This window comes from Achromobacter colocynthidis (assembly GCF_057334535.1).
In genome coordinates this window covers 50782-63741 of record NZ_JBHFIZ010000006.1, presented here as the reverse complement: position 1 = coordinate 63741, position 12960 = coordinate 50782, and the positions used below count along the sequence as shown (strand labels likewise).

The window sequence follows — 12960 nt, the reverse complement described above, 5'->3', positions numbered from 1 at the left end:
TTACTCCGCGTCGGGCTGCTTGCCCGGCGCGGCGTCTGCGAAGGCCGGCAATTCGCGGCAGGCGGCATCGATGCGCATCACGTTCGGCATGGCCGACAGGTCGCAGTCGAAACGCTGCGCATTGGCCACCTGCGGCACCAGGCAAAGGTCGGCGATGGTCGGCGTGTCGCCGTGGCAAAAGCGGCCCGTGGCACTGGAACGCGCCAACTGCGCTTCCAGGGCTTCCAGACCTTGTTCCACCCAGTGCTTGTACCAAGCCGTCTTCGCGGCTTCGTCCACGCCCAGCGTGTGCTTCAGATACTTCAGCACGCGCAGGTTGTTCAAGGGATGCGTGTCGCATGCAATGCCCAGCGCCAGGTCGCGCACCCGCGCGCGGCCAATCGCATCGGACGGCAATAGCGGCGCCTTGGGATGCGTTTCTTCCAGGTATTCAATGATGGCAAGCGATTGGCCGATGACGGCCTCGCCATCGATCAGGGTCGGCACCAGCGCCGTCGGATTCAGCTTGCGGTATCCGTCCGACAACTGTTGGCCGCCATCCTTCAGCAGATGCACGGGCAGGTATTCGTACGTCAGCCCTTTCAGGTTCAGGGCGATGCGCACGCGGTACGCAGCCGAGCTGCGGAAATAGCTGTACAACTGCATGAAGTCTCCTTGATGTTTTTCCCGGCGCCGCGCACAAGCGGCGCCTGCCTATTCCAGCGATTCCGTCTGCGCGGCCTTGCGCGACAAGCCCTTGGGCAACGGAAAGGCCACATCCTCTTCCAGGCCGGGCATGGTGCGCACCGACACCGCGCCCAATTCCTTGACGCGGTCGATGACCTGCTGCACCAGGATTTCTGGCGCGGACGCGCCCGCCGTCACGCCGATGCGCTTGCGGTCCACCAGCCAGGCCGGGTCGATGGAATGCGCGCCGTCAATCAGGTAGGACGCCACGCCCTTGCGCTCGGCCACTTCGCGCAGGCGATTGGAGTTCGAGCTGTTCGGGCTGCCCACGACCAACACCAGGTCGCACTCGGGCGCCATCACCTTGACCGCGTCCTGGCGGTTCTGGGTCGCGTAGCAGATGTCGCTTTTCTTGGGTTCGACAATGCTGGGAAAACGCGCCTTCAGTGCCTGCGACACCGCCGCCGCGTCATCCACGGACAAGGTCGTCTGCGTGACGTAGGCCAGGTTTTCAGCGTCGTTTACCTCCAGGCCCGCCACGTCGTCCACGGTTTCAACCAGGTACATGCCGCCTTGTGCCTGCCCCAGCGTGCCCTCGACTTCGGGATGGCCCTTGTGGCCGATCATGATGATCTCGCGGCCGGCGGCGCGCATGCGAGCCACTTCAATATGAACCTTGGTCACCAACGGGCAGGTGGCGTCAAACACCTGCAGCCCGCGCGACTCGGCTTCCGCCCGCACCGCCTTGGACACGCCGTGGGCCGAGAACACGACGATGGCGCCCGCGGGCGCGTCGTCCAGTTCATCGATGAAGATCGCGCCCTTGGCGCGCAAGTCTTCCACCACATAGCGGTTGTGGACGATCTCATGGCGCACGTAGATCGGGGCGCCATGCAGTTCGATCGCGCGCTCGACGATGTCGATTGCGCGGTCCACGCCGGCACAGAAGCCGCGCGGCTGGGCCAGCACGACTTCGGCGTCGGAGGCGGTAACGGCCTTGCTCATCAGAGAACTCCCAGCAGCGCCACGTCCAGTTGCAAGCGGACGCCCGCAAGCGGATGGTTGAAGTCGAACAGCGCCGACTCATCGTTGATTTCTTTCAGCACACCCGAATAGCGCCCGCCGTTGGGCGCGGTGAATTCCACCAGGTCGCCCGGTTCGAACGTCGCATCGGCGCCCGCGTGTTCGGCGAGCATCGCGCGCGTGACCCGTTGGATCAGCTCAGGATTGCGGTCGCCATAGGCGTCCGCCGGCTCCAGGGTGACGCTGAACTTTTCGCCTTCGGCGTGACCGATCAGCGCGGCTTCCAGCCCGGGCGCCCACTGGCCGCTGCCCATTTGCAGCGTGCCAGGACGGCCGTCGAAAGTGTTGGTGAACACCGAATCCTTGCCAGGACCGGATGCAAGCGTGATTCGGTAATGCAGCGTCAGGTAGGAATCCTGACGGACAAAAACGTTCACTTCGTTAGAGGCGATGCTCAAGATCTGCCACCGTATGGATATTGGATAAACCCTGATTTTAGAGCCTCTTATGAAATTGTCTGTCCGGCTGGCAAAACATGAGCGTCCCCGCGAACGATTGTTGCGCCACGGCGCCGGCGCGCTCCAGGATGCGGAGCTGCTGGCGCTGGGCCTGCGCACCGGTATTCCCGGCCTTAACGTGGTGGATTTGTCCAACCGCTTGCTTGAACGCTTTTCCGGCCTGCGCGGCCTGCTGGGGGCCACACCCGAGGAGCTCATGAACGTCCCCGGGCTGGGCGCCGCTAAAGCCTGCACGCTTGCCGCCTTGCTGGAACTGGCCCGGCGGGCCATCGAAGAAGACATGACCCGTCCCCATTCCCTGCGCCACCCTGCCCAAGTGAAACAATATTGCATGACCGCGCTGGGCCATCGGCACGTGGAGCACTGCATAGCCCTCTACCTGGACAACCAGTTGCGGGTGATCGCCACCGGCGAACTGGCGCGCGGCACGCTGTCGCAGGCTTCTGTCTACCCGCGCGAGGTCGTGCGCGAGGCGCTGCGCCACCATGCAGCCGCGCTGATCGTCGCGCACAACCACCCTTCGGGCCTGGCCGAGCCCAGCGCGGCTGACCGCGGCTTCACGCAGCAATTGAAACAGGCCTTGGCGCTGGTGGACGTGAAACTGGTGGACCACCTGATCGTCGCGGGCGCGTCCGTCATCTCCATGGCCGAGCTGGGCGGTGTCTAACTCGAAACCGCCCCGCTGCGCGCCGCGCGGCGGGGCGGAATTCGTTAGACTACCGCCCGAAATTGCTTTAGGCTTTAACCTATTCCGGCGCGGCCAGCCCCGCTTGGCCAAGGCCGATCAGCCCGCGCCGCTAGCCCGCCTTCGGCCAGACCCTTTCCGCCAGACACGAAACGCCTTCTGATGAAACGCTTGTGGGACATTTCCCCGCCCGTCTCCACGGCGTCGCCCGTTTTCCCCGGCGCCACGCCGTATCGCCAGCAATGGAAGTGGTCGCTTACGCCCGGCTGTCCGGTCAATGTCAGTGAGATCACGCTGTCGCCGCATATCGGCGCGCACGCGGATGCCCCGTTGCACTACCAGAACGGCGCGGCCGCCATCGGCGCGGTGTCGCTGGAACCCTTTCTTGGCCCCTGTCGCGTCATCCACGCCATTGATTGCGGCCCGCTCATCACCACGGACCACCTGGCCCACGCGGCCCTGAACCTGCCGCCGCGCGTGCTCGTGCGCACCGCCAAGCATGCGGCGCAAGATTGGTGGACCGACGATTTCTCGGCCTACGCGCCCCAAACGATCGAATGGCTGGCCGAACGCGGCGTCATGCTGATCGGCTTGGATACCGCCAGCATCGATCCCGCGTCCAGCAAGACCCTGGACAGCCACCACACGATCTTGCGGCACGACATGCGGGTACTGGAAAATCTGGTGCTTGATGACGTGCCCGAAGGCGATTACGAATTGATCGCCCTGCCGTTGGCGCTGGTCCAGGCCGATGCCAGCCCGGTTCGCGCCGTCTTGCGCGAACTGTAGGCTGGTCCGCTGGCCCTCGGGCGGGCGCCTTCAACCGGCCCCGCCCGCCTAGAAAGACGCACGATCATGAATATCACCCTTGATCACACCGTGGCGCTTGCCTGCGCCCGCACACGCTCGCCCGGCTGGCGCGCGCTGCCCGCCTCGGCCCGCCGCGCCGCGCCCCCCTGCCACGGAGGCCAAGCATGAGCTGCCCGCACCGACCCGAAGACATCGTCCACCAGGAAAAAGCGCAACTGGATTTCACGCGCGACATGACCTACGGCGATTACCTGCATCTGGATGAAGTACTGGGCGCGCAGCACCCGCTGTCGCCCGAGCACAACGAGATGCTCTTCATCATCCAGCATCAGACCAGCGAACTCTGGATGAAGCTGATGCTGCACGAACTGCGCGCAGCCATCGCCAATGTGGCGGCCGACCGGCTGCAACCCGCCTTCAAGATGCTGGCTCGCGTCAGCAAGATCATGGAGCAACTGGTACACGCCTGGGATGTGCTTGCCACCATGACGCCGCCCGAATATTCTGCGCTGCGCCCGTACCTGGCGCGTTCCAGCGGGTTCCAGAGCTACCAGTACCGTCAGATCGAGTTCCTGCTGGGCAACAAGAACGCGGCCATGTTGAAACCGCACGCGCATCGCGAAGACCTGCTGGCCCAGGTGCGCAGCGCCTACGACGCGCCCTCGCTGTACGACGAATCGCTGCGGCTGCTGGCACGGCACGGCGTGGACGTGCCCGCCGACCGGCTTGAGCGCGACTGGACGCAGCCGTATGTTTCGTCGGAAGGCGTGGAAGCCGCCTGGCTGACCGTCTACCGCGACACCGACCGCTACTGGGACTTGTATCAACTAGGCGAAAAGCTGACCGATCTGGAAGATGCCTTTCGTTTGTGGCGATTCCGCCACGTGACGACCGTGGAACGGGTCATCGGTTTCAAGCGCGGCACGGGCGGCACGTCTGGCGTGGACTACCTGCGTCGGATGCTTGATGTGGTGCTGTTCCCGGAAATCTGGAAACTGCGCACAGAACTTTGAGTCCGCCCCCAATTTTCAGCCTGGCGGCGCGCTGGCATTTCGACCGCTTTACGCTGGCGCCTCAGGAAAAACCCGTGCTAGAATTTGGGGTTACTTTTTGGATACGTGGCTGGAATCCTTGCGTGGGCGTTCTGTTGTGCATGGCATAAGTGCGTGACATAACTGAACGTTGAACGGCATAGCGCGTCCTGGCTGGCGACCCTACAACTTGAAAAAGACTCTTTGACGAGTCCTAGGATAAGCACCATGAAAGAAGGCATTCACCCCGAATACCGCGAAGTCGTTTTCGCCGATCTGCAAACGGGCAACAAGTTCATCACTCGTTCGACCGTGCACACGCGCGAAACCGTTGAAATCGACGGCAAGACGTACCCGCTCTTCAAGTGCGACGTGACCTCCGAATCGCACCCGTTCTACACGGGCGCCCAAACGCGTATCGTCGAAACCGGCCGTGTGGAAAAGTTCCGCGCCCGCTTCGCCCGTACGGCCGGCACCGTCAAGTCCGCTTCCTGATCCTGTTGCTCCTGCGGGAGTCACAGCAAAAAGGCAGCCTTCGGGCTGCTTTTTTTTCCCCCCTTGCCGGCTTTTTACCGGTTGGGGGCTGGCGCAACCAGATCACTCGGTTACATTAACGCCCGTGTCCCCACTTTCTTTTTCCACTCCCGCCCGGCTCACTTCCGTGGCGACCGCAAAGCTCCCCAGACTGATTCTGCTGGGCTTGGCCCTGGCCTACATCGTGGCGGGCCTGTTCATGCGCGACCCGTGGAAAACAGACGATGCGGTTGGCCTGGCGACGATGATCACGGCGATCCGCGAAGGCGGCATCACCTGGTTGCTGCCTCAGGTGGGCCTGCTGGCCCACGCCGAGGAAGGCCCGCTGGTCACCTGGGTGGGCGCCATCTGCATCTGGCTGTTCGGCCCCTTCATCGGCGACATCACCGCCGGCCGTCTGCCCAATCTGCTGTGGTTCGGCATTACCGCCGCAAACGTCTGGTACGGCACGTACCTGCTGGGTCGCCGCAGCGAAGCGCAACCATTGGCCCTGCCCTTCGGCGGCGAGCCCGAGCCGCGTGACTACGGACGCATGCTGGCCGACGCCGCCCTGCTGCTGTTGCTGGCCACGGTCGGCATCCTGCAGCGCACCCATGAAACCACGGTCGTGCCCGCCATCATGGCCTGCCAGGCGCTGGCCTTCTACTCGTTGGCGCGCAGTGTCGACCGGCCCTTCACCGGCACCACCACCCTGGGTATCGCGCTGGCCGCCAGCTTCCTGACGCGCGGCTGGGTGGGCGCCACGCCCATCATGATCGGCGCGCTGCTGGCCTTCTACCCGCGCAGCCAGTTGTGGAAGTGCAAACGTTGGCTGCCGTGGGCGGCGCTGGTTACTGTCGCGCTGATCCTGGCCTGGTGGATCCCGGCCAGCGAAAGCAGCCAGTATTGGATCCGCAACTGGAAGACGTGGAACCTGTCGTCCTTCGCCGTGCCATCCTGGCACGACGTGGGCCGTACCCTGCGCGATCTTCCCTGGTATCTGTGGCCGACCTGGCCGCTGGCCCTGCTGGCCGCGTGGCGTTGGCGCGACTGGATCTACGCGCCGCACATCTGGCTGCCGCTGATGCTGCTGGTTTGCGCGGCCGCGGTGCTGTTTGGCCTGGAAGAAGCCACTGATTCCGAATATGTGTTGCTGGCGGTGCCGTGCGCGGTGCTGGGCGCGTTCTCGCTGCCGACCCTGCGCCGTGGCGTCGTCAACACGCTGGATTGGTTTGCCGTCATGTGCTTTTCGCTGACGGCCGCGACCGCCTGGCTGGGCTGGGTGGCGCTGCACTTCAACTGGCCGGCGCAGATCTCCCGCAACATCGCCCGCCAGACGACCGGCTACGAGCCCGTCATCTCGTGGGGCGCCTTTACCCTGGCGGTGATCTTCACCGTGGCGTGGATCGCACTGGTGGTGTGGCGCCTGCGCGTGCGACCGCAAGCCCTGTGGCGCGGCACCGTGCTGTCCGCCGGCGGATTGACCGTGACGTGGATCCTGCTGGTGCTGCTGTGGCAACCCGCCGTGGACTACGCGCGCAGCTATCGCACCGTCTCGGGCCAACTGGCCCAGGCGCTGGCGCAACACACCCGGCCCGGCGAATGCGTGCGCGGCTTGAGCCTGGGCAGCGGCCAACGCGCTTCGTTCCTGATCTTCAATAACCTGAGCTTCACGTTCGACGCGAAGTGCACGCTGATCCTTCAACAGACCAACAACCAGAGCCTGCGCGACAACACCGCCGCCTATAGCGATGGCGCCGACGTGCTGTGGCAAGGCGGCCGGCGCGCCGACCGCCAGGAAGTGTTCCGACTACTGCGAGTCGGCCCCAACCGATGACCCCCGCAAACGCGGCGCCGATATCTTTCGGCGCCACCCTGCGCGGCATCGCCAAGCAGGCATGGCCAGTGCTGATCAGCCAGTGGGCCGGTATTTCGTTCGGCGTGCTGGACACCGCCATGACGGGACACTCCAGCGCCAGCGACCTGGCCGCGATGGCCCTGTCCGCATCCATCTACATCACCGTTTTCGTGGGCCTGATGGGCGTGGTTCACGCGCTGATCCCGATCCTGGCCCAGCATTACGGCGCCGGCAACAACGACGAAGTCGGCCGCAGTTGGGGCCAAGGCGTCTGGCTGGCGCTGGGCCTGTCCATGGTGGGCGCGGTGCTGATGCTGTTTCCGGACGTGTGGCTGTCGATGTCGGGCGATGTGGCCCCTGGCGTGCGCGAACGGATCGGGTCGTATCTGCAGGCGCTGGTGCTGGCGCTACCGGCCGCACTGGTCTTTCGCACCATCTACGCGCTGGGCACTTCGGTATCGCGCCCAAAGCTCGTCATGGCGATCAACCTGTCGGCCATCGCCTTCAAGGCATTCTTCAACTGGCTGCTTATTTACGGCAACCTGGGCCTGCCCGCCATGGGCGCCACCGGCGCAGGGCTGGCGACCGCGATCGTCTCGTGGATGAGCCTGGGGCTGGGCCTCTGGGTCATCACGCATGACCGCTTCTACCGGCGCTTCAATCTGCGCGTCGGCAAGCCCGATTGGAAGACGCTGAAAGAGTTGCTGCGCCTGGGCGTACCGATGGGCGGTTCGTACCTGGTGGAAGTGTCGGCCTTTACCTTCATGGCCCTGCTGGTGGCGCGTGAAGGCACGTATGTGACCGGCGGGCACCAGATCATGTCGAACCTGGCCGCCCTGTGCTACATGATGCCCATGGCGCTGGGCGTGGCTACCGCCGCGCTGACCGCACAGGCCATTGGCGCCGGCAATCTGGCGCACGCGCACCGCACCGGCATGGCCGGGCTGGCGCTGGGCCTGATCGGCGCGCTGCTGACCTCCGCCGTACTACTGGTGGGCCGCCCGCTGATCCTGGCCGCGTACACGGACGACATCGGCGTGGCCGCCGTGGCGACGACGCTGCTAGCCGTGTTGCCGCTGTTTCACCTGTTCGATTCCATGCAGTGCATCAACTCTTACCTGCTGCGCGCGTACAAGGTGGCCGTGGTTCCACTGCTATTGCAGGTGGTGGCGCTGGCGGGCGTGGGTCTGGTCGGCGGCTGGTGGTTCGGTTTCGGCCCGGGCCGTGGCGGCCTGGACGGTATCCGCAACGTGCTCTTGCCCGGCTCACCCGAAGGCGCCGGCAGCATGTGGCTGATGGCGATGGTGGGCCTGGCGCTGTCCGCCATCCTGCTGCACATCTGGTACCGGCGCATCGTGCGGACCTTGGCAAGATAAAAAAAAGCAGCCAAGCGGCTGCTTTTTTATTGCACCGGACACGACGGTGTCAGACCACCTTCGGACGCTTGTCGATCACGCGACGCGCCTTGCCCGTCAGCGTGCGTTCAACATGGCCCGCGTCCGACACCTGGATGCGCGCGCTGACGCCGATGTGCGTCTTCACGGCATGCTGCAATTGCTTGCCCAGGTTATTGCGCTCGGCATCGGACAGACCCGAGAACTCCGCGCGCACTTCCGTCAGGATCTCAAGCTCGTCCATATTGCCGGTGCGCGACAGCACCAACTGGTAGTGCGGCGCCAGTTGCGCAATCTTCAGCACCAGCTCTTCCACTTGCGTCGGGAACATGTTCACGCCCCGCACAATCAACATGTCGTCGCTGCGGCCGGTGATCTTGCCGATGCGGCGCATGCTGCGCGCGGTAGCCGGCAACAGGCGGGTCAGGTCGCGCGTGCGGTAGCGGATGATGGGCATCGCTTCCTTGGTCAACGACGTGAACACCAATTCGCCCGGCTCGCCGTCGGCCACGGGCTCGCCGGTGTCGGGGTTGATGATCTCGGCGTAGAAGTGGTCTTCCCAGACGACGGGGCCGTCCTTCGTTTCCACGCATTCGCTGGCCACGCCCGGCCCCATCACTTCCGACAAGCCATAGATGTCGACCGCATCGATGCCCGCCTCGGCCTCGATGTCGGCACGCATCTGCCCCGTCCACGGCTCGGCGCCAAAGATGCCGATACGCAGCGAGCTTTGACGCGGATCAATGCCTTGGCGACGCTGTTCTTCGAGAATATTGCAGAAATAGGAGGGGGTGACCATGATGATGTCCGGACGGAAATCATTGATCAGCTGCACCTGCTTTTCAGTTTGCCCGCCCGACATCGGGATGACCGTGCAACCCAGGCGCTCGGCGCCGTAATGCGCACCCAGGCCGCCCGTGAAGAGGCCATAGCCGTAGGCGATGTGCACGGTGTCGCCGGGCTTGCCGCCGGCCGCGCGGATCGAGCGCGCCACCAGGTTGGCCCAGTTGTCCAGGTCGCCCTTGGTGTAGCCCACCACCGTCGGCTTGCCGGTCGTGCCGCTGGACGCATGGATGCGCGAAATGCGCTCGCGCGGCACCGCGAACATGCCGAACGGATAGTTGTCGCGCAGTTCCTTCTTGGTCGTGAAAGGAAACTTGGAAATATCGGACAGCTGCTTCAGGTCATCGGGGTGCACACCCGCTTCGTCGAACGCTTTCTTGTAGTGCGGGACGTTGTCGTACGCATGCTTGAGCGACCACTTCAGGCGCTCAAGCTGCAGCGCGCGCAGTTCATCCTCGCTGGCATGCTCGATGGGGTCCAGCCCCGGCTTGCTCATGGTGTTGGACATGGTTATCTCTCTCCTGAAATTCTTTCTACACCGGTGTGGACGGCGCGCGGGGTTCTCGGTCCGCGCTGCTGCCGCCCTGCCGTTGGCCTTGGCTTTGGTTGGATGACGACGTTTCTATTGGCGTTGGGATGTCATCCTCAGCCTTCGGCGGGAACCCCCACGATCTGGCCCTTGATGCGATAGGACCGCCCACGGAACAGGGCGACGTTGCGGCCGTCCTGGTTGGTGACGGTGACGTCATACACGCCCGTGCGGCCGGCCAGCGAGCGCTCTTGCGCCACGGCGGTCAACAGGTCGCCTTCGAAGCCCGGCGCCAGGTAATCGATGGTGCAACCCGAAGCCACGGTGCTGACGTTGCGGGAATTGCAAGAGAACGCGAACGCGCTGTCGGCCAGCGCGAAGATGAAGCCGCCGTGGCAGGTCTTGTGACCGTTCAGCATGTCGGCGCGCACGCGCATCGTCAGCCGCGCATAGCCCGGCGCCATTTCCTCGATCTTCATTTCCAAGCCTTGCGAGGCCGCATCACCCGCGTACATCACGGTGCCAACGGCCTGCGCGAGTTCCTGCGGATCGCTCGGCGCTTCAACGGGGGGAACGTGTACGCTCATCATTGCCCCTTGAATTGCGGTTCGCGCTTGCCCAGGAAGGCGGCCACGCCTTCCGCGTAGTCAGCGCTGCGACCCAGCTCACGCATCATGTCGCGCTCCAGATCCAATTGCGTCGACAGGTCATTGCCCAGGCTGGCCTGCATGGCCTGCTTGGTGAACGCCAGGCCCTTGGTGGGCGCCGTGGAGAAGTGCTGCGCCAGGCGTTCCAGTGTTGCGTCGAACTCTTCATCCGCCACGCATTGCCAGATCAGGCCCCATTCCTCGGCCTGCTTGGCGCTGAGCTTGTCGCCCAGCATGGCCAGGCCCATGGCGCGCGCGCGGCCCACCAGGCGCGGCAGCGCGAACGTACCACCCGTGTCGGGAATCAAGCCCAGGCGGCAGAACGACTGAATGAAATTGGCCGATGCCTTGGCGATGACGATGTCACCCGCGAACGCCAGGTTGGCGCCCGCCCCGGCCGCCACGCCGTTCACGCCCACCACAACGGGCATGGGCAAGGCGTTCAGGCGGCGTACCAACGGCGCGTAGAACTTGTCGACGGTTTCGCCCAGATCGGGCGGCGTGCCGTCTTCGGCGGGCTTGCGCTCGCTTAAGTCCTGGCCCGCACAAAAGCCACGGCCCGCGCCGGTCAGCACCAGCACGCGCGCGCCTTCGGTTTCCACGCGCGTCAGCGCGTCGGCCACTTCGGCGTGCATGTTGGCCGTGAAGCTGTTCAGCTTGTCGGGGCGGTTCAGCGTCAGGCGGGCGATGCCGCCCGACAGGTCGAATTGAATATCCTGGTAGCTCATAAGCGTCGCCCTGCTTAGACGTGACGGCGGGTTTGCACCACGCGGAAGCGGTTCGACACGAAGGCCGTGTCGGACAGCGCAGCATTGGCGGCCGGGTTGGCGCCGGTGCCGTGGAAGTCGCTGAAGGCCGCGGTCTGGTTGACGAACACCGCGCCCGTCAGGTTCAACGACAACGACACGCCGGACACTTCCGCCGCGTCCTGCACCTGGTCAGCCACTTGTGGGTCGGTCGTGTAGGCCGACAAGGACAAGGCACCGTGCTGGATGACGCTGTCGCGCGCCAACTGGACGCTGTGCGCGGTGGAATCCGTGGCCACCACGAAGGCGATCGGGCCAAACCATTCCTGGCTGATGGCCGCGTTGCCCGCTTCCGTGCGCAGCAGCAACGGCGTGCGCACACGCGCGTTTTCAAACTGCGGGTGCGTCAGCGTCTTGCTGTCGGCCACCACCGGCAGGCCCAACGCGCGGGCCTTTTCGATGCGTTCAACGATGCCGTCGTTCTGGATGGCGCCGGTCAGTTCGACTGCGCGAGCGGCGTCCGCGCCCAGCTTCTCCAGCGCCACGCCCAAGGCGGCGGCAACGTCATCAAAGCTGACGCGGCCTTCCGGCGTGTTGATGCCGTCGCGCGGCACGTAGATATTTTGCGGCGCCGTGCACATCTGACCCGAGTACAAGGCCAGCGAAAACGCCAGGTTGCGCGCCACGCCCTTCAAGTCGTCGGTGGAATCGATGATGACCTGGTTGACGCCGGCCTTCTCGGTGTAGACCAGTGCCTGGCGAGCATTGTTTTCCAGCCAGTCGCCGTTGGCGGTGCTGCCGGTGAAATCCACGATCTTGACGGCCGGGTCCAGCGCCAGCTTCTGCGCCGTATCGTCGCCCGCTTCGTGCGCGGCCAGCAGGACCACATCGGGGTCGAAGCCCGCTTCTTGCAGCACTTCGCGCGCGACCTTCACGGTGATGGCCAGCGGCAGGATCGCGCCCGGGTGCGGCTTGACGATGACGGTGTTGCCGGTGGCCAGGCTGGCGAACATGCCGGGGTAGCCGTTCCAGGTCGGGAAGGTCGAGCAGCCGATCACCAGCGCCACGCCACGCGGCACCACGGTGAACTGCTTTTCCATGCGGATCGGGTCATTCTTGCCTTGCGGCTTTTCCCAGATCGCCACGCCCGGAATGCGCGACATTTCCTGCCAGGCGTAGGTCACGGCCTCAAAGCCACGGTCTTGCGCGTGCGGGCCGCCGGCCTGGAAGGCCATCATGAAACCCTGGCCGGTGGTGTGCTGCACGGCGTAGGCAATTTCAAAACTAAGCTTGTTCAGGCGCGCCAGGATTTCCAGCGACACGCCCACCCAGGCCTGCGGCCCTGCACGACGCCAGTCTTCCAGCGCGCGCTTGGAGGCGCTGATCAGCTTGTCGACCGGCACGTGCGGGTACGTAATTCCCAGGTCAAAGCCATACGGCGATTTTTCGCCGCCCACGGTGCCGTCGGCATCGTGCAGGTTCAACGGAAACGGCTTGCCCTTCAGGGCTTCGAAGGCGGCGCGGCCGTCGTCATTGGCCGTTTCGCCATAGTTGCGCGGGCTGGGCGATTCAGCAAACGGGCTCCAGTAGCCACGCAACGCGGCTGCCGCCAGGGATTGTTCCAGCACGGGCTGGTGACGTTCGAAGAATTTTTGGGACACGCTTGTCTCTCCAATGAATTAGGGGTGTCTGACTGG

The 12960-nt window shown here is 64.7% G+C and carries 13 protein-coding genes; 6 read left to right on the top strand and 7 right to left on the bottom strand.

Annotation, left to right across the window (positions count from 1 at the left end; all coding sequences use genetic code 11):
• Genes maiA through ACE04A_RS03175 form a run of 3 tightly spaced genes read right to left on the bottom strand, consistent with a single transcriptional unit; the run spans nt 1 to nt 2147 of the window.
• On the bottom strand, nt 1-645 hold the full coding sequence (gene maiA, locus ACE04A_RS03185; protein WP_448718488.1) for a maleylacetoacetate isomerase: 645 nt from the start codon (nt 643-645) through the stop codon (nt 1-3).
• A gap of 48 nt (nt 646-693) precedes the next feature.
• Entirely contained in the window at nt 694-1671 is a 978-nt protein-coding gene (gene ispH / locus ACE04A_RS03180; protein ID WP_448718489.1) for a 4-hydroxy-3-methylbut-2-enyl diphosphate reductase, read from the bottom strand.
• A complete protein-coding gene (locus ACE04A_RS03175) occupies nt 1671-2147 on the bottom strand; it encodes an FKBP-type peptidyl-prolyl cis-trans isomerase (RefSeq protein ID WP_083447433.1) in 477 nt (158 codons plus the stop codon). The genes ispH and ACE04A_RS03175 overlap by 1 nt, the downstream gene beginning before the upstream one ends.
• 49 nt (nt 2148-2196) lie before the next feature.
• Here ACE04A_RS03175 and radC point away from each other — a divergent pair, with 49 nt between their 5' ends.
• The 6 genes from radC to ACE04A_RS03145 all read left to right on the top strand — a co-directional run bounded on the left by radC (nt 2197) and on the right by ACE04A_RS03145 (nt 8480).
• Nucleotides 2197-2874 carry a RadC family protein gene (gene radC / locus ACE04A_RS03170; RefSeq protein ID WP_259251724.1) on the top strand — a complete coding sequence of 226 codons (678 nt, stop codon included), beginning with the start codon at nt 2197-2199 and terminating at the stop codon, nt 2872-2874.
• A 180-nt stretch (nt 2875-3054) separates the two neighbouring features.
• Nucleotides 3055-3681, top strand: a complete 627-nt coding sequence (kynB, locus tag ACE04A_RS03165) for an arylformamidase (RefSeq protein WP_485819853.1) — start codon at nt 3055-3057, stop codon at nt 3679-3681.
• A gap of 185 nt (nt 3682-3866) precedes the next feature.
• A complete protein-coding gene (gene kynA / locus ACE04A_RS03160) occupies nt 3867-4715 on the top strand; it encodes a tryptophan 2,3-dioxygenase (RefSeq protein WP_259251726.1) in 849 nt (282 codons plus the stop codon).
• A gap of 246 nt (nt 4716-4961) precedes the next feature.
• Nucleotides 4962-5228, top strand: a complete 267-nt coding sequence (locus ACE04A_RS03155) for a type B 50S ribosomal protein L31 (protein WP_006218255.1) — start codon at nt 4962-4964, stop codon at nt 5226-5228.
• 124 nt (nt 5229-5352) lie between these two features.
• Nucleotides 5353-7083, top strand: a complete 1731-nt coding sequence (locus ACE04A_RS03150) for an ArnT family glycosyltransferase (protein WP_448718490.1) — start codon at nt 5353-5355, stop codon at nt 7081-7083.
• Complete coding sequence (locus ACE04A_RS03145) at nt 7080-8480, top strand: MATE family efflux transporter (RefSeq protein WP_438858843.1); 1401 nt, start codon at nt 7080-7082, stop codon at nt 8478-8480. Before ACE04A_RS03150 ends, ACE04A_RS03145 begins: the two co-directional genes overlap by 4 nt.
• A gap of 49 nt (nt 8481-8529) precedes the next feature.
• Here the strand turns inward: ACE04A_RS03145 and paaK are convergent, their stop codons facing one another.
• The 4 genes from paaK to paaN form a co-directional block, all read right to left on the bottom strand.
• The gene (paaK, locus tag ACE04A_RS03140; protein WP_100857161.1) at nt 8530-9849 is read right to left on the bottom strand and encodes a phenylacetate--CoA ligase PaaK; all 1320 of its coding nucleotides are present in this window, start codon (nt 9847-9849) and stop codon (nt 8530-8532) included.
• 137 nt (nt 9850-9986) lie between these two features.
• The gene (gene paaI, locus ACE04A_RS03135) at nt 9987-10457 is read right to left on the bottom strand and encodes a hydroxyphenylacetyl-CoA thioesterase PaaI (RefSeq protein ID WP_448718491.1); all 471 of its coding nucleotides are present in this window, start codon (nt 10455-10457) and stop codon (nt 9987-9989) included.
• Entirely contained in the window at nt 10457-11245 is a 789-nt protein-coding gene (paaG, locus tag ACE04A_RS03130; protein WP_100857162.1) for a 2-(1,2-epoxy-1,2-dihydrophenyl)acetyl-CoA isomerase PaaG, read from the bottom strand. Before paaG ends, paaI begins: the two co-directional genes overlap by 1 nt.
• A 14-nt stretch (nt 11246-11259) precedes the next feature.
• A complete protein-coding gene (gene paaN / locus ACE04A_RS03125) occupies nt 11260-12924 on the bottom strand; it encodes a phenylacetic acid degradation protein PaaN (RefSeq protein ID WP_100857163.1) in 1665 nt (554 codons plus the stop codon).
• Nucleotides 12925-12960 lie beyond the last annotated feature (36 nt).